Source organism: Photobacterium halotolerans DSM 18316 (assembly GCF_000425165.1).
GTDB lineage: Bacteria > Pseudomonadota > Gammaproteobacteria > Enterobacterales > Vibrionaceae > Photobacterium > Photobacterium halotolerans.
The window spans coordinates 1-19,209 of sequence record NZ_KE384324.1 but is presented as its reverse complement, the minus strand read 5'-3'; the positions used below and the strand labels follow the sequence as shown (position 1 = coordinate 19,209).

At 52.6% G+C, this 19,209-nt stretch carries 18 protein-coding genes; 13 read left to right on the top strand and 5 right to left on the bottom strand.

The window, feature by feature from the left end; genetic code table 11:
• Window positions 1–12 precede the first annotated feature (12 nt).
• From pspG to H511_RS0120540, 6 genes are all read left to right on the top strand, one after another.
• Window positions 13–264, top strand: a complete 252-nt coding sequence (gene pspG / locus H511_RS0120565; RefSeq protein ID WP_027254031.1) for an envelope stress response protein PspG — start codon at window positions 13–15, stop codon at window positions 262–264.
• A gap of 128 nt (window positions 265–392) precedes the next feature.
• The gene (locus H511_RS0120560) at window positions 393–1,049 is read left to right on the top strand and encodes a TIGR04219 family outer membrane beta-barrel protein (protein WP_027254030.1); all 657 of its coding nucleotides are present in this window, start codon (window positions 393–395) and stop codon (window positions 1,047–1,049) included.
• 111 nt (window positions 1,050–1,160) lie between these two features.
• Window positions 1,161–1,394 carry a hypothetical protein gene (locus tag H511_RS0120555; RefSeq protein WP_027254029.1) on the top strand — a complete coding sequence of 78 codons (234 nt, stop codon included), beginning with the start codon at window positions 1,161–1,163 and terminating at the stop codon, window positions 1,392–1,394.
• A 166-nt stretch (window positions 1,395–1,560) separates the two neighbouring features.
• Window positions 1,561–3,381 (top strand): assimilatory sulfite reductase (NADPH) flavoprotein subunit, encoded by a 1,821-nt coding sequence (locus H511_RS0120550; RefSeq protein ID WP_027254028.1) that lies wholly within the window; start codon window positions 1,561–1,563, stop codon window positions 3,379–3,381.
• Window positions 3,381–5,072: an assimilatory sulfite reductase (NADPH) hemoprotein subunit gene (cysI, locus tag H511_RS0120545; protein WP_027254027.1), complete on the top strand. Its 1,692-nt coding sequence runs from the start codon at window positions 3,381–3,383 to the stop codon at window positions 5,070–5,072. The genes H511_RS0120550 and cysI overlap by 1 nt, the downstream gene beginning before the upstream one ends.
• On the top strand, window positions 5,065–5,826 hold the full coding sequence (locus H511_RS0120540) for a phosphoadenylyl-sulfate reductase (RefSeq protein WP_027254026.1): 762 nt from the start codon (window positions 5,065–5,067) through the stop codon (window positions 5,824–5,826). The genes cysI and H511_RS0120540 overlap by 8 nt, the downstream gene beginning before the upstream one ends.
• Before the next feature lie 144 nt (window positions 5,827–5,970).
• On the opposite strand, the gene H511_RS0120535 is transcribed toward H511_RS0120540, so the two are convergent.
• Window positions 5,971–6,459, bottom strand: coding sequence for a DUF2780 domain-containing protein (locus H511_RS0120535; protein WP_237584192.1), 489 nt, complete (start codon window positions 6,457–6,459; stop codon window positions 5,971–5,973).
• A gap of 173 nt (window positions 6,460–6,632) precedes the next feature.
• Window positions 6,633–7,253, bottom strand: coding sequence for a BamJ family beta-barrel-assembly machinery protein (locus H511_RS0120530; protein ID WP_027254024.1), 621 nt, complete (start codon window positions 7,251–7,253; stop codon window positions 6,633–6,635).
• Between the two features lie 137 nt (window positions 7,254–7,390).
• Here H511_RS0120530 and H511_RS0120525 point away from each other — a divergent pair, with 137 nt between their 5' ends.
• Window positions 7,391–8,104, top strand: a complete 714-nt coding sequence (locus H511_RS0120525; RefSeq protein WP_027254023.1) for a LysM-like peptidoglycan-binding domain-containing protein — start codon at window positions 7,391–7,393, stop codon at window positions 8,102–8,104.
• An 8-nt stretch (window positions 8,105–8,112) separates the two neighbouring features.
• Here the strand turns inward: H511_RS0120525 and H511_RS0120520 are convergent, their stop codons facing one another.
• From H511_RS0120520 to H511_RS0120510, 3 genes are all read right to left on the bottom strand, one after another.
• Window positions 8,113–8,577 carry a GNAT family N-acetyltransferase gene (locus H511_RS0120520; protein ID WP_027254022.1) on the bottom strand — a complete coding sequence of 155 codons (465 nt, stop codon included), beginning with the start codon at window positions 8,575–8,577 and terminating at the stop codon, window positions 8,113–8,115.
• Window positions 8,578–8,654: 77 nt separating this feature from the next.
• Window positions 8,655–9,227 carry a Crp/Fnr family transcriptional regulator gene (locus tag H511_RS0120515; RefSeq protein WP_027254021.1) on the bottom strand — a complete coding sequence of 191 codons (573 nt, stop codon included), beginning with the start codon at window positions 9,225–9,227 and terminating at the stop codon, window positions 8,655–8,657.
• A gap of 97 nt (window positions 9,228–9,324) precedes the next feature.
• Window positions 9,325–11,280, bottom strand: coding sequence for a bifunctional 2',3'-cyclic-nucleotide 2'-phosphodiesterase/3'-nucleotidase (locus H511_RS0120510; protein ID WP_027254020.1), 1,956 nt, complete (start codon window positions 11,278–11,280; stop codon window positions 9,325–9,327).
• A 396-nt stretch (window positions 11,281–11,676) separates the two neighbouring features.
• On the opposite strand from H511_RS0120510, the gene cysG reads away from it, so the two are divergent.
• The 6 genes from cysG to cysQ are packed head-to-tail and all read left to right on the top strand — an operon-like array spanning window position 11,677 to window position 18,581.
• Complete coding sequence (gene cysG, locus H511_RS0120505) at window positions 11,677–13,089, top strand: siroheme synthase CysG (protein WP_027254019.1); 1,413 nt, start codon at window positions 11,677–11,679, stop codon at window positions 13,087–13,089.
• Between the two features lie 13 nt (window positions 13,090–13,102).
• Window positions 13,103–14,011, top strand: coding sequence for a sulfate adenylyltransferase subunit CysD (gene cysD / locus H511_RS0120500; protein WP_027254018.1), 909 nt, complete (start codon window positions 13,103–13,105; stop codon window positions 14,009–14,011).
• Between the two features lie 11 nt (window positions 14,012–14,022).
• Window positions 14,023–15,447, top strand: a complete 1,425-nt coding sequence (gene cysN / locus H511_RS0120495) for a sulfate adenylyltransferase subunit CysN (RefSeq protein ID WP_027254017.1) — start codon at window positions 14,023–14,025, stop codon at window positions 15,445–15,447.
• Window positions 15,448–15,452: 5 nt separating this feature from the next.
• Window positions 15,453–17,180 carry an SLC13 family permease gene (locus H511_RS0120490; protein ID WP_027254016.1) on the top strand — a complete coding sequence of 576 codons (1,728 nt, stop codon included), beginning with the start codon at window positions 15,453–15,455 and terminating at the stop codon, window positions 17,178–17,180.
• A gap of 24 nt (window positions 17,181–17,204) precedes the next feature.
• Window positions 17,205–17,822: an adenylyl-sulfate kinase gene (gene cysC, locus H511_RS0120485; RefSeq protein WP_027254015.1), complete on the top strand. Its 618-nt coding sequence runs from the start codon at window positions 17,205–17,207 to the stop codon at window positions 17,820–17,822.
• A gap of 15 nt (window positions 17,823–17,837) precedes the next feature.
• Entirely contained in the window at window positions 17,838–18,581 is a 744-nt protein-coding gene (gene cysQ, locus H511_RS0120480; protein WP_027254014.1) for a 3'(2'),5'-bisphosphate nucleotidase CysQ, read from the top strand.
• Window positions 18,582–19,209: the final 628 nt, after the last annotated feature.

Sequence of the window (19,209 nt, the reverse complement as noted above, 5' to 3'; positions counted from 1 at the left end):
GGAGAGATTGGAATGGTCGAGTTTTTATTTTTACTGGTGTTTGCTGGTGTGCTGGTCATGACAGGGATCAGCCTGATGGGCATGGTTATCGCGATAGCGGCCGGTTTTGCGGTAATGGCGCTGGCGGGTTTATTGGGGGTGGTGATTAAACTGCTGCCATGGATTATTTTGATTGCGGTTGCTGTCTGGTTGTACCGCGGAGCACGTCGCGAGTCGCCGATACGTTCGTCGCGGCACCGTGATATGCATAGACGCAAATATTAGCATGTTCAAAAAGTGAGCTTGAGCCAAATCCCTGATTCCCGGCGATGAAATGCGGTTTTCTTACATAGCATCTGGTATAGTCTGGCGCAGAAAATTAAAGCACAATTATAAAGAGCGGAGACTCAGAAATGAAAAAAAACATGCTTTCAGCAGTGGCCGTAGCAGTGGCAATTGCAGCTTCGGTACCTGCTCAGGCTGACATGCTGCTGGGCGGTACAGTAGGCGCGGATGCCTGGATGAGCAGCGCTGAAATTAACGATACAGTGGACGGTGGCGACAAAACCATTCCGTCTTTTTATGCATCGTTTGAACATTTTGTTCCACTGATTCCAAACGCACGTATTGCTTACGCCAATGTAGAAGCGGATGCGGTGGCATTTAAACAAACAGACTTTACTCTGTACTACGAGATTCTGGATAACGATCTGGTTGCCGTGGATGTCGGTGTGTCTCTGATTAAATTCGGCGACGGCGAGTACAACGCGCAAGGTCACGTGCAGATGTTTGATGATGAGTGGCAGCCGGCGGTTTACGGTAATGTTGAAGTTGGCATTCCTATGACACCGCTGACGGTATTTGCGGAAGGTAACGTCGGTAGCTTCGATGATACCAGCACACTTGATGCCAAAGCCGGTATGAAGTTTACCATTCCTTTGGTGGCGGCCGATCTTAATCTGCGTGGCGGATACCGCGTGATGGATTACGATTTTGATGCGATTAATAATCCTGCCGGCAGCAAAGTGAAGCTGGACGGATTTTTTGCTGGTGTTGAAGTCGATTTCTGATCGGTTTATCACTGCTGACCTAAAGCCATGCTAATCGCATGGCTTTTTTGTTGCCTGTTTGCTGAGTTATAGGCCATTTTTAAAGTGGGCATTGATGCAGGAATCAGGCAGATGACAATTACCGAGTTACAGCGTTTATATGCGGACAGCGAAATCGTGGAAGCTGTGATTGAGCCTTCACTGCAGGCTAACGGCTGGGTGGTCGAATTTCGTCATCGCCGTGGTGGCTTTGTCACCCTGACTGACGGCTCTGGCAGTGAAAAGTGCTACCGGGACATAGACACAGCCACTGAGCGTGCCTTTGAAGTGGGTTTTCATCAGGTACGTATTGCCGATCATTTCTGAATGCCGCGGCGCTTGATCCCCCGGATTGGGCGTCTTGGTGCCGCTTTATTTGCTTACCTTCTGCTTTTCTCTTCCAAAAAGTTATAAAACATTCTTATCTATTCTTTCTTGTTATTTCGTCGAGTAGCTAATCTACCCTTACGCAATGTAAAGGGATCGTCGTGTCATGTTACTTAAGGAACTCTCGGCTTTAGCCAGCCCTCTCAATGATCAGCAGATCGGTCAGCTGCAACAGACAGTCGCAGAGCTGTCACCACAGCAACTGGCGTGGATTAGCGGTTATTTCTGGGGATTAAGTCAAACCCAAACGGCGGGCCAGCAGCCTGCCGGTCAGCCGATCGCCGCTGTGGCAGCGAAACCGGCTGGCAAACTTACCATTATTTATGCCTCGCAGACGGGTAACGCCAAAGGCGTGGCTCAGGCGCTGAAGGAAGAAGCGGTTGCGGCCGGTATCCAGGCTGACGTGTTTGCCTCTGGCGATTACAAAGGCAAAAACCTGGCCAAAGAAACCCACGTGATCATAGTGGCTTCAACTCACGGTGAGGGTGAAGCGCCGGATGACGCCATGGAGCTGCATGAATTCCTGCAGTCCAAGCGTGCGCCTAAGCTGCCGAATCTGAACTATGCCGTGCTGGGCCTGGGGGATTCCAGCTATGAATTCTTCTGCCAGACTGCCAAAGATTTTGACAGCTACCTCAGTAAGCTGGGCGCCAAACCGTTTGTCGATCGTATCGACTGTGATGTTGATTATGATGCCCCGGCCGCCGAGTGGCGCGCCAAAGCGCTGGAGACCATCAAGGAAGAGCTGCTGGGCGGCAATGATGCCGAAGTGGTTCAGCTGCACGTGGCGCAAAACGCGACGGCGGCTGTGTCTCAGTACAATAAGCAAAATCCGTATGCGGCAGAGCTGCTGGTCAGCCAGAAAATTACCGGTCGTGATTCCGGTAAAGATGTCCGCCATGTGGAAATCGATCTCGGTGAATCCGGCCTGACTTATCAGCCGGGCGATGCGCTGGGCGTCTGGTATGACAATGATCCTGCCCTGGCTGAAGCGCTGGCAGCGAAAGTGGGTCTGTCCGGTGATGAAAGCGTTGAGGTGGACGGCCAAGCCTGCAGCCTGAAAGAGGCGCTGATTCACAAATACGAAATTACGGCTTCTAACCCCCAGTTGGTGACCAAGTTCGCTGAACTGTCTGGCAGCAAGAAACTGCAGAAGCTGGTGGAAGACAAAGATAAGCTGCGTGAGTACGCGGCGAACACTCAGGTGATTGATGTCTTTGCCGAGAAGAAAACCCAGCTGAGCGCCGAGCAGTTACAAGGCCTGCTGCGCCGTTTGACGCCGCGTCTGTACTCCATTGCGTCCAGCCAGGAAGAAGTGGGTGAAGAAGTGCATCTGACTGTCGGTCTGGTGGAATATCAGCAGGGCGAAGAAAGCCGCTTTGGCGGTGCCTCCGGCTTCCTGTCACACCGTCTGGAAGAAGGCGCGAATGTTCGTGTGTTTGTTGAAGATAACAATAACTTCAAACTGCCGGCAGATGATAATACCCCGGTGATCATGATCGGTCCGGGCACGGGTATCGCGCCTTTCCGCGCTTTTGTGCAGGAGCGTGATAACCGCGATGCTGAAGGCAAAAACTGGTTGTTCTTTGGCGACCGCACTTTTACTCAGGACTTCCTGTATCAGGTGGAGTGGCAGAAGTACCTGAAAGACGGCATTCTGACCAAGCTGGATGTGGCTTTCAGCCGCGATCAGTCTGAGAAAGTGTATGTCCAGCACCGTATTCTGGAAAATGCGGCAGAAGTTTGGCAGTGGCTGCAAGACGGCGCACATATTTACGTGTGCGGTGATGCCAACCGGATGGCAAAAGATGTGCATGAGGCACTGATCACTGTTGTTGAGCAGCAGGGCGGCAAGAGCCGCGCAGATGCCGAGCTGTATTTGAATGATTTGCGTAAAGCCAAACGCTACCAGAAGGATGTGTACTAATGACTGAGAAACTGTCCGATAACGAACGCCTGAAACGCGAGAGTAACTTTCTGCGCGGGACCATTGAGCAGGATCTGCAGGACCGCATTACCGGTGGCTTTACGGCTGATAACTTCCAGCTGATCCGTTTCCACGGTATGTATCAGCAGGATGACCGCGATATCCGCCCTGAGCGCCAGAAGCAGAAACTGGAACCTTTGCACAATGTTATGCTGCGCGCCCGTATGCCGGGGGGCATCATCACGCCGGAACAATGGCTGGCGATTGATAAATTCGCGCAAGACAAAACCATGTATGGCAGTATTCGTCTGACTACCCGCCAGACGTTCCAGTTCCACGGTGTGCTCAAGCCGGACATCAAGCTGATGCACCAGACTCTGAACGAGTACGGCATTGACTCGATTGCCACCGCCGGTGATGTGAACCGCAACGTGCTGTGTACTTCTAACCCGGTCGAGTCAGAACTGCACCAGCAGGCGTATGACTGGGCGAAGAAGATCAGTGAACATCTGCTGCCTCAGACCCGTGCTTATGCGGAAATCTGGCTTGATGGCGAAAAAATTGAAGGGCATCAGGATCAGGAGCCGATCCTGGGTTCAAATTACCTGCCGCGTAAGTTCAAAACCACAGTGGTGATTCCGCCGCAAAATGATGTGGACGTGCATGCGAATGACCTGAACTTTGTCGCCATTGCCGAGAACGGTCAGCTGATCGGCTTTAACGTGCTGGTGGGCGGCGGTTTGGCCATGACACACGGTGATACCGCGACTTATCCGCGTCGCGCCGATGATTTTGGTTTCGTGCCACTGGACAAAACGCTGGACGTCGCTGCCGCGGTGGTGACCACTCAGCGTGACTGGGGTAACCGCTCAAACCGTAAGAACGCGAAAACCAAATACACCCTGGACCGTGTGGGTGTTGACGTCTTCAAGGCGGAAGTGGAGAAACGCGCCGGCATTACCTTTGAAGCCAGCCGTCCTTACGAGTTTACTGATCGCGGTGACCGTATCGGCTGGGTGGATGGCATCGACGGTAAATACCACCTGACGCTGTTCATTGAAAACGGCCGTATTCTGGACTATCCGGGTAAACCGCTGAAAACCGGTGTGGCTGAGATTGCCAAGATCCACAAAGGGGATCTGCGCATGACATCCAACCAGAACCTGATCATTGCCGGTGTGGCCAAAGAAGATAAAGCGACGATCGAAAAGATCGCCCGCGATCACGGCTTGATTGATGACGCTGTCAGCGTGCAGCGCCAGAATTCAATGGCGTGTGTGTCGCTACCGACCTGTCCGCTGGCGATGGCGGAAGCCGAGCGTTTCTTGCCGGAATTCGTCACCGATTTTGAAGGCTTGCTGGAAAAACACGGCCTGGGTAAAGACGAGCACGTTATTTTGCGTGTGACCGGCTGTCCGAATGGCTGCGGACGCGCCATGCTGGCGGAAATTGGTCTGGTGGGTAAAGCCCCGGGTCGTTATAACCTGCACCTTGGCGGCAATATTAACGGGACACGCATTCCTAAGATGTACCGTGAAAATATCACTGTTGATGAAATTATGACGGAACTGGATCAACTGGTGGGCCGCTGGGCGAAAGAGCGTGAGGACGGTGAAGGCTTTGGTGACTTTACTATCCGTAGCGGAATTATTGCCCCTGTTGAAGTCTCTGTGAGGGATTTTTATGCCTAAATATGCGTTGGCGGATTTGCTGAGTGCCACCAAAGTGGAGCAGATCCTTCAGCTGGCGGAAATTAACGCCGAGCTGGAGCAGATGACAGCCCAGGAGCGGGTTCGCTGGGCGCTGGAATTTCTGGATGGCAACTTTGCGCTGGCTTCCAGTTTTGGTATCCAGTCTGCGGTCATGCTGCATCTGGTGACTCAGGAGTCACCCAATGTACCTGTGATTCTGACGGACACGGGATACCTGTTTCCTGAAACCTATCAGTTTGTCGACTTTCTGACCGAGCGGCTGGCGCTGAATCTGAAAGTGTACCGCTCAGAGCTCAGTCCGGCCTGGCAGGAAGCACGCTACGGCCAGCTGTGGACTCAGGGCGTTGATGGCATTAAGCAGTACAACAAAATGAACAAGGTTGAGCCGATGCGCCGCGCACTGGAAGAGCTGGAGGTGAAAACCTGGTTCTCTGGCCTGCGCCGGGAGCAGTCGTCCTCCCGTGCGACTTTGCCGGTACTGGCTATTCAGAACGGTAAATTCAAATTCCTGCCGCTGATCGATTGGTCAGAGCAGGACATTGATGAATACCTGCTGAAATACGATTTGCCTTATCATCCCTTGCTGGCCCAGGGCTATCGTTCTGTCGGTGATGTCCACACCACAGTGAAGTGGGAGCCGGGAATGAAAGAAGAAGAAACCCGTTTCTTCGGTCTGAAGCGGGAATGCGGTCTGCATGAGGATGATGCAGAGAGCGACGGTTCAGGTATCTAATCCGACAGCTTTACATTGTGGAAATAAAAAACCTGATCGGGAAACCGGTCAGGTTTTTTTTATTGGTAATCAGAAAATTGACCTGAGGCTGACAGCCGAAAAAGGTGAAATCGTTACGCTCGCTGCCCGGTATCAGGTTATTGGTCAGCTGGCTGGCGTCCAGATTTTGGTCAGGGTATCAATCAGCCCGGCACTGGCGCCCTGGGTGCCCAGAAACTGTGTGATGATGGGAACGAACTGGCTGATCATACCGGCATCTAACCCTAATGCGGTGAAGACCGGGCCGAGGGCATCCATGTTGTTAAGCATGCCGCCCAGTCCGGCAGGAATGGCGTCCATCAGGTTTTCTGAACCTGGGATCAGCTTGGTCAGCTCGGTGGCCTGATCGCCGCTTAACTGGCTGGCCGCCATGGACAGCAGTGCACCGGCACCACCCGCTGCCTGTTCAGTGCTGACACCGAGTTGATCGGTCAGCATACTGGCGAGGGGGTTGTCGGCCAGGGCTTCCATTTTATCGTCACCGCCGCCGAATAAGTCGGAAAGGCTAAAAGCATGGGCGGCAGGGCTAAGCGCCAGACTGGCCAGTAATGGCATTGCAACCAGCCAGCAGCGTTGGAGTAGAGCTCGGGTCATAGTGTTCTCCTTAGAATCGTTATGAGATTTTCCCGTGGGGAAGCCGTAAGCTACTCTAAGCGTAGTCTGGAAAAGAAAAAAGAGGGTGTCTGTCAGGTTATTGTCAGGGTATGTTGCTGATATGAGACAAAAAAACGGTGCCGAAGCACCGTTTTTCAGAAGGGCGGCAGGACTTACAGAATGTCCAGCAGCTCAACTTCGAAAACAAGTGCAGCGAAAGGTGGGATGGCAGCACCTGCGCCACGCTCACCGTATGCCAGGTTTTGTGGAATATACAGTTTCCACTTAGAACCGACAGGCATCATTTGCAGAGCTTCTACCCAACCCGCGATAACGCCGGTGACCGGGAATTCTGCTGGCTGACCGCGTGATACTGAGCTGTCGAAGACAGTGCCGTCAGTCAGTTGGCCGTGGTAGTGAACACGTACTTGCTTGTCAGACGTTGGGGTTTCGCCGTTACCTTCAACCAGGACTTCGTACTGAAGACCAGATTCGGTGACTGTTACTTCTGGACGCAGTGCGTTATCTTTGAGGAAGGCTTCGCCTTCAGCAGCGGCAGCTTGAGCTTGTACCTGACGAGCTTCTTCAGCGCGGGTGTGCAGATCACGCAGTGCGTCGTTGATGTCGTCTACAGCGATTTCTGGCATGTCGCCAGTCAGCGAGGTCGCGATGCCTTTGGCAATGGCTGCAACGTTCAGGCCTTCCAGGCCACTTTGAGCCAGTTGCTGGCCCATTTGCAGACCAATACCGTAGCTCGCTTTAGTTTCAACTGTATCTAGTTTAACGTCAGACATAGTGTCGTCTCTTTATGTCGAGTGAATTAAGCGGGCAGGATAACAGTTTCAACCCTCAGGGGTAAACTTTTGTGAACAGAGGTCGCATCAAAGCGTGACCCTGAAGTTTTGGCGCAGAGTGATGGAGAGTAGTTGTTATGGGACAAGCGAAACGCCGTAACCGGAAGAAATCGGCCCCGGCCCTGACACAGGTGTCGCTGACAGAATGGAAAACCCGGCTCAGCCAGCTGAACTGGCGGGAAGCAGGTCAGATACAATGGCAGAAAATCAGACTGCGGGTACAGCCTTACTGGCAGCAGTTACCGGGCTTTCATCGCAAAGCATTAATGATCCTGATCCCTGTAGTGCTTATCCTGTTTCTGCTGCCGGCTTCAGAACCCGATCTAACAATTCCCGGCAGCGAGCCCGTGCGTCAGGAAGTGGCGCTGAACCTGGCTGAGCTTGAGCCTGCGCCTTTGCCTGTCGGTCAGCGTCCTGAGCCGGCATCGCCTCCTCGGCCGGTAAACGCAAAACCCGTGGCCTCGCAAACTGCTGTGACATCGCCGTCGTCTTCGGCGACGACAACGCCCCGGCAGTCCGCTTCTGCAGAAAACTGGATGAATTATGAAGTCAAGAAAGGTGAAACGTTGGCGACCATCTTTCGTGCCAAGTCGTTACCTTTGACTGATCTGTACGCTATTGCTGCGATTGAAGGCAAAGACAAACCGCTCAGTGACATTAAATCTGGCCAGTTATTGCGTTACAAACAACTGGCCAATGGTGATCTGGATGCCCTGCAGATTGAGAGCCGTGGTGGCGATCCTGTGATGTTTTTCCGCCGCTCTGACGGTAGTTTTGCCCGCGGCCAGTAACTGATTGATCAGGCGGTTGCCGGGTTTTTCGTCAGCCGCATATCAATATGGGGAATGCCGTCTTCCAGATATTCGTCCGAGCTTGGCTCAAAGCCAAAGCGCCCGTAATAACTCTGCAAGTGCGACTGAGCGCCGATGTCAATGTCCTGCCCCGGCCACAGTTGTTCTGCGTACGCCAGTCCTTGCGTGAGCAAGGTATTTCCGACCCCTTTGCCGCGCGCCGCTTGCGCGGTGATCACCCGTCCGATACTGACATTATCGTAGGTAGTGCCTGCCGGCAGTAACCGCAGATAAGCCATCAGAGTGCCATTGTCATAAGCCACTAAATGATGGACATCCCGGGCTTTATCGTGGCCGTCGAGTTCCGGATACGGACAGTTCTGTTCAACCACGAACACATCTACCCTGAGTTTCATGATGTCATAAAGCTGATCAGTGCTGAGCTGATCAAAGCGAAGGCATTGCCATTGCATCGATTGCGTCCTTTTACTACTGCTTTTATAGCCTGGCACTCAGCATAAAATGCGCGGTGAGAGACCGCAATAGGCGTTTATTTCCCCGAGGCGGCCAGGTGGCGCTGCAGGCTGTCCAGCTGACTCAGTGACAGGTTCAGAAACGACGCCAGTTGTGGCGTTGTGATGTGGGTTGCCAGTTCACCGACGCTGTCTGTGAACAGGGCGTAGCGTCGTACCGGGCTGTACAGACGCATGAACTGCTCTTTTTGTTCCCGGAACAGCAGTTGCCTCTCGGCCAGCGCTATGTACAGGGCGGGCATGTCATCGCGCCAGCGAAGTATCAGCTCGGCTGGCAGGGCCTGAATCAGGCAGGGTGACAAGGTTTCCAGCAGATAGGGTGATCCCTCCTCGGTCAGCAGGCTTTCAAAGCCAATCAGCAGATCCTGTTCCCAGAAGAAATCTTTGCTGATGGTTTTACCGTCTGCTGTGATGTAGCAGGCATGACACAGGCCATCAATCAGGAAATACGCCTGTGTTGCCAGTTCTCCCTGATTGATCAGCACATGCCGGGTAGGCAGTTCTAACGGTTCGGCCAGTGACAGTGCCTGATCGACAGTGGCCTGATCGGCACCGTGCAGGGCCAGAAATTGCGCGAGTGGTGAGGTCATAGTGTTCTGTCGCTGTTGAAGTCATCTATATCTAGCTTACCAAAAAATACCGCGACCACAGGCCGCGGCATAGTGATAGCGTTATGACGCTGTGCTATCAGTGTTGCAGGTCAATCCGGTAAACCGTAAAGCCGGCTGCATCGGTAGCCACTTGCTGCATCGGATACTGACCCTTGTCTTTGATAAAGGATGCCGCTTTGTCGCTCGGTGAGGTTTCAAAACGGATATCCAGCGGCGTTGTGCTCCTGAGCGGGGCAAAGCGCCAGTTATTGTCGGCACTCGGTACAACTTGTCCGTCGTCTTTACTGACCCTGCTGATGTAACTGGCCAGCACAGTGCGGTTTTCATCCGGTGCCGCAAAGGCGACATACTGCTCGCCTGTGCCGGCAAACTTGCCACTGTAAGCGCGGTAATTGTTGGTGGCAATAATAAAGGGTTGGGCCGGGTCGATGGCTTTGCCCTGATAGGTCAGTTGCTTAATTCGCTCAGCTGCCGGGTTGATCAGCTTGCAGTCACCGTCGTAACGGGCGGGCTGAGAGACATCCACCTGATACTGAACACCGTCAATCACGTCGAAGTTATAGGTGCGGAAGTCTTCCCAGTTGATCAGCGATTGTGGCGCGCCTGAGCTGAGATCAATCTGGTTAAATTGCCCGGCAGAGCACTCCAGCCATTCTTTGACTTCTTTGCCTGTTACTTTCAGTGCCACCAGGGTATTGGGGTACAGGTACAGATCGGCTGCGTTGCGAAAGGTCAGCTGGCCGGCTTCCACTTCGGTGTAGTTGCCCGGATCGTTCGCCCGGCCGCCTGCCTTGAACGGGGCGGCAGCCGACAGCACAGGCAGGCCGTCTAAATCCGGGTCGCCCTGAATAAAGCGCTCCACGTAATCTTTCTGTGCCAGGTTCACTATCTGCACGGTCGGATCATCCTGTACCAGCGCCAGATAGCTGTACATCACATCACTGGCTTTACCGATTGGCTGGTTGACGAATTCCCGTGTTCCCTTGTGATCTTCCATCACGGCTGCGACCAATCTGCTGTCCGCCGCCACCTGCGCTTTACCATCGGCAAATATCGGGCGGGCCTGGGTTTGACGCTCAGTCACTGCCCACTTGCCATCCTGCCGGGTCAGCTCCAGATCTATCACCCCCAGATGATCGCCCCAGCGGCCGGGCATTACCGCCGCGACACCATTGATAGTGCCCTTCGCTATGTCGGTATTGGGCAGGCTGGCAAAAGTTTGACTCGGGAAGACCGCGTGGGCATGGCCGAACGCGATTGCATCTATGCCTTTTACCTGCGTCAGGTAATAGACAGAGTTTTCCGCCATGGCATGGTAAGGATCGACAGATACGCCTGAATGCGGAATCGCGACTATGATATCGGCGCCTTCGGCTTTCATCTTAGGCACGAAATAGTCTGCCGTTTGTTTGATGTCTCTGGCGCTCACCTTGCCTTCAAGATTCTTTTTATCCCAGGTCATGATTTGCGGCGGCACAAAGCCGATGTAGCCGATCTTGATGTCATGCTCTGCGCCGTCGGTATCTTTCAGGCGATAGGTTTTAATCAGATAAGGGGTAAAGAGGTTTTCCCCCGTCTTTAGGTCGTAGACATTGGCATTGATATAGGGGAAGTTTGCGCCTTTTAATGCCGCTTGCAGGAAATCCAGCCCGTAGTTGAATTCATGGTTTCCTATGTTGCCTACTTCGTAATCGAGCGGGTTCATGGCTTTATAGACAGGGTGAACATCACCGTCTGCCAGGCCTTTTTCCGCCAAGTAGTCACCCATCGGGCTGCCCTGAATCAGATCGCCGTTATCAACCAGCACACTGTTAGTGACTTCGCGTCTGGCCTGCTCGATTAAGGTGGCGGTCCGGACCAGCCCGGTTTTCTCGGTCGCTTTATCTTTGTAGTAGTCATAGTCCATGACATTGGCGTGAATGTCGGTAGTTTCAAGAATGCGCAGTTGAATGGTGTCTGCCAGTGCCGGGCCTGCTGCTGCCAGCAGTGCGCCCAGTACGGCAAGTGAAAGGGGTTTTGCTCTTAAAGACATGATTTCACCGTCATTAATGGAGTAAGTAACGCGCTAAAAGTAGCAAAAATACTGTCTCTGAAATGCAAGAGCTTGTCAGATATGTGACCTGAGTGTGCTTCCTTGCTCTGCATCAGGTTTCTTTCTCACATCACTGCACTTTGGCCATGATGATTGGCGAAATAGTTAGATCTTAAAGGCATAAGATAAGCTTTTTTTATGAGAAAAAACCGGAAAAGTGATTGTTTTATACGGTGTTAGGGGCGATTTGCTGTCATATCCGGAAGGATGGTAGCCACAGGACGCTTAAGTCAGCCAAGCTAAACTTTTGGGAATAAAAAATGAAATTTTAGAATTTCAGGTAATATCCTGCCCCGTCTATAGTGCTGTTACGTACAGAGAGTAAGAGCAGTGACTATGGACTATTTACCTATTTTTGCCGATTTAAAGCGTCGTCCATGCCTGGTGGTAGGCGGTGGAGAAGTGGCCTGGCGTAAAACCCGGATGCTGCTCAAAGCCGGTGCCGACGTTCGTGTCATTGCTCCTGAGCTCAATGCCGATTTTCTGCAGGCAGCAGATAACGGTGACATTACCCTTATTGCTGAGCAATTTATGCCAGAGCACCTTGACGGTATCTTTCTGGCTATCGCAGCAACCGATCGCAAAGCCATCAATGCTCTGGTGTACCAGTCGGCTAACCAGCGCCAGGTGCTGGTGAATGTGGTGGATGATACCCAGCGTTGCAGCTTCATCGTACCATCTATTGTTGATCGCTCTCCTCTGATTGTGGCTATTTCATCTTCTGGCAAAGCGCCGGTACTGGCGCGTCTGGTCCGGGAAAAGCTGGAAGCCTTGCTGCCTCAGCATCTTGGCAAGATGGCGACTCTGGCAGGCCAGTTTCGCGATCGTCTGAAGAATACGGTGAAAAGCCTGTCTGCCCGCCGTCTGTTCTGGGAGCAGGCCTTTGACGGCCGCTTCGCCGAGCTGGTGGCCGCCGGGCAAGACAAAGAAGCCGAGCAGGAATTGGTTCGCCAGTCCCAGCAGGTGACCCCCCAGGGCCAGGTTGCACTGATTGGCTCCGGCCCCGGTGACGCCGGTTTACTGACCCTGCGTGCGTTGCAATTAATGCAGCAGGCCGATGTGGTGCTGTATGACTATCTGGTATCGGACGACATTATGGATCTGGTTCGCCGTGATGCGGAGCTGGTCTGTGTCGGTAAACGCGCCGGTTATCACAGTGTGCCGCAGGAAGAAACCAACCGCCTGCTGGTGGAATACGCCAGTCAGGGCAAACGGGTGGTTCGCCTGAAAGGCGGTGATCCTTTCATTTTCGGCCGCGGGGCAGAAGAGCTGGAAGTGCTGTTTGATGCCGGCATCCCTTTCCAGGTTGTGCCGGGTATTACCGCCGCAGCAGGCGCTACAGCCTATGCCGGTATTCCTCTGACACACAGAGATCACGCACAAAGTGCCATGTTTATTACCGGTCATACCAAGCCGGACAGCGACAATCTCGACTGGTCCACCCTGGCACGCGGTAAGCAGACGCTGGTGATTTATATGGGGCTGATGAAATCAAGCCACATCCAGCAACAACTGATCCAGCATGGCCGCGCAGCAGAAACGCCGATTGCGATTATCGAGCGTGGCACGCAGGCCTCGCAAAAAGTCTTCAGAGGCCAACTGAGCGAGCTGGCTCAACTGGCAGAAAATGCAGAATCGCCGTCACTCATCGTGGTGGGTGAAGTGGTGACTCTGGCAGATAAACTACATTGGTTCGGAAAGCAGGAACAACAAGGGCAACCACACCCCGCTGTCGTGAGCCTGGCTTAACATGGAGAGAAAGATGGATCCGAAACGCCTTACCCACCTTAAGCAGCTCGAAGCGGAGAGTATTCATATTATCCGTGAAGTGGCCGCTGAGTTTGATAACCCTGTGATGATGTACTCCATCGGTAAAGATTCATCGGTGATGTTGCATCTGGCCCGCAAAGCTTTTTATCCGGGAAAGATCCCTTTTCCGTTGCTGCACGTCGATACTGACTGGAAATTTCGCGAAATGATTGAGTTTCGTGATGCGACAGCGAAAAAATACGGTTTTGACCTGCTGGTGCATAAAAACCCGGAAGGCATGGCGATGGGTATCAGCCCGTTCGAGCATGGCTCGTCAAAGCATACCGATATTATGAAAACCCAGGGACTGAAGCAGGCACTGAACAAGTACGGTTTCGACGCCGCATTTGGTGGCGCCCGTCGCGACGAAGAGAAATCCCGTGCCAAAGAGCGCGTGTATTCTTTCCGCGACAAGAACCATACCTGGGATCCGAAAAACCAGCGTCCTGAGTTGTGGAAAACCTATAACGGCCAGATCAACAAAGGCGAGAGCATCCGAGTGTTCCCGCTGTCGAACTGGACCGAGCTGGATATCTGGCAATACATCTACCTGGAAGGCATCGATATTGTGCCGCTCTACCTGTCACAGGAGCGTCCTGTGGTTGATCGCGACGGCATGCTGATCATGGTGGATGATGACCGCATGAAGCTGCGTCCGGGTGAGCAAATTGAACACAAGAGCGTACGCTTCCGTACCCTGGGCTGTTACCCGCTGACCGGGGCGATTGAATCTGAGGCCAAAACTTTGCCTGAGATCATCGAAGAAATGCTGGTGGCCACCTCCAGTGAGCGTCAGGGACGGGCGATCGACCACGATCAATCGGGATCGATGGAATTGAAGAAACGTCAGGGTTATTTCTAAGGAGTCGGGACATGAACAGCGCAATTCAACAACAAGTAGCTGAGCTGGGCATTGAAGCTTACCTGGATCAGCACCAGAACAAGTCTCTGCTCCGGTTCCTGACCTGTGGTTCAGTGGATGACGGTAAAAGTACGCTGATTGGCCGTCTGCTGCACGATTCACAGCAAATTTATGAAGATCAACTGGCCGCGATTCATGCTGACAGCCAGAAAGTGGGCACCACAGGCAGTAAGCCGGATCTGGCCCTGCTGGTTGACGGTCTGCAAGCGGAACGTGAGCAGGGCATCACCATTGATGTGGCTTACCGTTATTTCTCGACCCAGAAACGCAAGTTCATCATTGCCGACACCCCGGGGCATGAGCAGTATACCCGCAACATGGCGACAGGGGCTTCTACCTGTGATGTGGCGGTGATCCTGATTGATGCCCGTAAAGGTGTCTTGGATCAAACCCGTCGTCACTCCTACATTGCCAGCCTGCTGGGGATTCGCCAGTTTGTGGTGGCCGTCAACAAGATGGATTTGGTCGGTTTTGAGCAGGCCCGCTTCGAGCAGATCCGGGATGATTATCTGGCGTTTGCCAAAAAGCTCAATGCGGACATCAATATCCAATTGGTCCCGCTGTCGGCACTGGAAGGCGACAATGTGGTGACCGCCAGTGAGCTTACACCCTGGTATGAGGGCGAGCCGCTGCTGTCTTTGCTGGAAAGCGTGGAAATCAATAAAAAAGTGGACGGCGAATTACGCTTTCCTGTGCAATATGTGAACCGCCCGAATCTGGACTTCCGCGGCTTTGCGGGCACGCTGGCATCCGGTATTGTGTCCGTCGGGGATGCGGTGAAAGTGTTGCCATCGGGTAAATCGTCAACGGTTGCCCGTATTGTGACCTTTGACGGTGATCTGGAGCAGGCCCATTCTGGTCAGGCAATTACGCTGACCCTGAATGATGAGATTGATATCAGCCGCGGTGATACTATCGTTCATGCCGCTGACGACGTTGCACTCAGCAATCAGTTGTTGGCCGACATTGTCTGGATGGCCGAAGCACCACTGGAAACCGGTCGTCAGTACGATATCAAAGTGGCGGGCAAGAAAACGCTCGGCTCGGTCAGTGCGATTCGTCATCAGGTTGATATTAATAACCTGGACACCTTTGCTACCGATGTGCTGCCTCTCAACGGCATTGGCCTGTGCGAAGTGGTGCTCAATGAGTCTATCGCGATAGATTCTTATCAGAACTGTGCCGATACCGGCGGTTTTATTCTGATTGACCGCCTGACCAATGTGACTGTGGGTGCCGGCATGGTGCGTGAGGCGCTGACGGAATCCGCCCCTTCTCAGCAGGCATACAGCGCCTTTGAGGTAGAGCTCAATGCACTGATCCGTAAGCACTTCCCGCACTGGGATGCCAAAGATCTCAGTAAGTTGCTGGGGTAATGCCAATGGCATGGGAGCAAGCCCTGGTACTGGCGATGCTGGTGGTGATCATCACCTGTTTGATCACCACCAGAATCAAACCTGCCTATCTGTTTGCAGGTACAGCCTTTATTGGTTTTCAAACCGGGATGATTGAGCTGTCGACCCTGGCGGGTAACTTCACCAATGCGTCGTTACTGACCCTGGTTCTGCTGATCCTTGTTTCCATTGCTCTTGAAAAAACGCGCCTGATCAGTTGGGTCGGGCGCCAAATTTCTCAGGGAGGACAAACGTCTGTGGTGGCCAAACTTGGCCTGTCGACGGCCTTCCTGTCTTCCTTTACCAATAACACGGCAGTGGTGGTGTCTTTGATTGGCGCCATAAAGCGCAATCAGCGTCATGCGCCGTCTCGTCTGTTAATACCACTGTCCTATACCGCGATATTGGGCGGTACGCTGACCCTGATTGGTACTTCGACCAATCTGATTGTGAACAGCTTTGTCGAAGATGCCGGGTTACCCAGCCTGGGCTTTTTTGCGCCTTCAATGATTGGACTGGCGGTGTTGCTGGTCGGGCTGGTGTTTTTGATCCCCCTCAGCCACTTTCTACCTAATTACGATGACAGCAGCCAGGATGAACTGCCGTACTTTCTGGAAGCCAAAATCGAGCCGACCTCATCGCTGGTTGGCAAGTCGGTTGCTGAAAATGGTTTACGGGCACTGCGCCGCTTGTTTCTGGCGGAAATCATTCGTGACGGCAAGACGATTGCCCCTGTGTGCCCCGAGACGGTATTGCGGGCCGGCGACAGTTTACTGTTCTGTGGCGATATCGAAAGTGTCACGACCTTACAGGAAATCGACGGGCTGAGGTTATTTGGTCAGCACCACCTCAATGGGCAGTCCATGATGGAAGTGGTGGTCAGTCATTCTGCCGGCATCCGTGGTAAAACGCTGAAAAGCGTGCAGTTCCGCGAACGTTTTGATGCTGTGGTGGTGGCGATCCGTCGCGGCCATGAACGTCTGGCCGGCGGGCTGGGCAATATTGAATTGCATCCCGGTGATACCCTGGTGATTGTGCCCGGCAAAACCTTTCATGAGAAAAAGCAGACGTTAAACCGTGAATTTGTCCTGATCAACGGTCTGGACTCCAGCGCCCGGCTGGACAGCACCAAGAGCATGGCCGTGCTGGGCGGTTTTGTTGCTGTGATTACCGCGGGTCTGTTGGATGTTTTACCCCTGATCAAAGGACTGGCCGGTTATCTGTTGCTGTTGCTGGCGACCGGTATCATCAGCTTTGCCGAAATTCGCCGCCGTTTTCCGATTGATATAGTGGTGATTGTTGGCTCGGCGTTATCACTGGCACAACTGATGCTTGCCAGCGGCCTGTCTGAGCGGATGGGCAATATCATGATGACGTCCTTTAATGGCTGGGGCGTCTACGGCGGGTTAGTGGCCGTGTATCTGCTGACCTTGCTGATGACTGAGCTGGTAACTAACAATGCTGCAGCAGCCTTGTCTTTCCCCTTAGCGTACAGTTTGGCACTGAGCTATGGGGTCGATCCTATGCCCTTTATTATGGCGGTGCTGTTTGGTGCCAGTGCCAGTTTTATTTCACCTTATGGTTATCAGACGAATTTGCTCGTTTACACCGTAGGCAACTATAAGTTGCGAGATTATCTACGGATCGGATTGCCGTTTTCCGTGATGTACTCAGTGGTTGTATTAGCCCTGATCCCGCAGTTCTTTCCTTTTTAATGTGTTTTAGCAACGGAGTGTAAAATGACCGCTGTCGTTCAACCCCATGAAAATGAAAACGTGGTCTGGCACAATCACCAGACAGATAAAGCACAGCGTGCTCAGTTAAAAAATCAGAGACCCTGCGTTCTGTGGTTTACCGGGTTGAGCGGTGCCGGCAAATCGACGGTGGCCGGCGCGTTGGAAAATCGCCTGGCTGAACAGGGCTTCCATACTTATCTGCTGGATGGCGATAATGTTCGCCATGGCCTGTGCAAGGATCTGGGTTTCTCTGCTGAGGATCGTAAGGAAAACATTCGACGCATCGGGGAAGTGGCTAAGCTGATGGCGGATGCTGGTCTCATCGTACTGACCGCGTTTATCTCTCCTCATAGAGCTGAGCGTCAGTTGGTTCGTGAACTCCTGCCTGAGGGAGAATTCATTGAAGTCTTCGTGGACACACCTCTGGCAGAATGTGAAAAGCGCGATCCTAAAGGCCTGTATAAGAAAGCCAGAGAGGGAGAGATTAAAGACTTTACCGGCATCGATTCTGAATATCAGCCGCCGGCGAATCCTGAGATTCATCTGCAAGCGGGCAATGCATCGGTTGATGAGCTGGTTACTCTGTGCGTGGAAGCATTAAAACAGCGTCACATTATTTAAGACAAGGAGTACAGCGTGAGCGCACTACTGGAGTCTATCTATCAGGTTGCACTGGAAGCAGGGCAAGCCATCATGGACTGCTATCACAGCAATGTCCGGGTTGAGGAAAAAGCGGATAAGAGTCCGGTCACTGAAGCTGACCTGGCTGCCAATGCGGTGATAGTCCGCCATTTATTACAGCTTACGCCCGATATCCCAATTCTCTCTGAGGAATCCGCTCATACTGAATGGCGCGACCGTCAGCACTGGCAATCATTCTGGCTGGTGGATCCGCTTGATGGAACAAAAGAGTTTCTTCGGAAAAACGGCGAGTTCACGGTTAACATTGCCTTGATTAAAGAAGGCAGGCCCGTGCTTGCCGTAGTGCATGCGCCTGCTTTGGGTAAAACCTGGCTGGGAGACGGTAATAAAGCCTGGTTGCAAACCAAGGCTGGTCGGGAACCAATCCGAGTGAGAGAAGCAACAGTGCCAACCGTGGTGGGTAGCCGTTCTCATCCCAGCCCGGACATGGCTGACTTTCTCAATATGTTAGGTCAGCACAAGATGACTGAGGTCGGGTCATCCCTGAAATTTTGTCTGGTCGCAGAAGGAAGGGCGCAATTCTACCCACGTTTAGGGCCAACCATGATGTGGGATACCGCTGCCGGTCAGTGTATAGCAGAAAGTGCAGGTGCATCCGTCACCTTATTTAATCAAGAGCCACTGCAATATCACAGGGAAGAGTTGCTGAACCCTTCTTTCCTGGTTAGCTGTAAGTAAATGCTTTTATGCCGTCGGGGTTACCCGACGGGTTGCTCTTCTGCTCTAGTAGGTTGAGCTGATCGTTTCCTCGGTTGCTACGCTCTCCTCTGAGTCTCTGTTTCTTTATCTTGTCTGTCCCATGCCTGTTTTGGCTGTTTTTTTGTGTTTTTTATCAGTTTCAGAGCAAAAGGTAGCCGGTTGCAATAAAATCACCAAAAAACACTTGCTGCTTTCAGCTAACCCCCTATAATGCCGCCTCACTGACAGGGCACACACGGGTTTGAATAAGTTCTTGGTAACTTGTGAATAACTTGTGTGAACTGAAAGTGGCGCAAAAAGAAAGAGAAACAGGGTTGACACTCGTTTTTGTTTTTGTAAAATGCGCACCCTCACCGAGTAAAAGGTGCTAAAGGTTTAAAACCAGAAGTTATCCTTGGTGAGCTCTTAGTTAAGAAGGTGTTTGAAAAAGTTTTTAAAAATAACGCTTGACTGAGAAAAAATGCTGGGTAGAATACGCAGCCCTGACCAACGAGACATAACGTTGAGTCAACGCTCTTTAACAATTTGACCATGCAATCTGTGTGGGCACTCGACAATGATACAGTCATAAAAGATTTATCAGTGAACTGAGTGACCAATTGGTAGC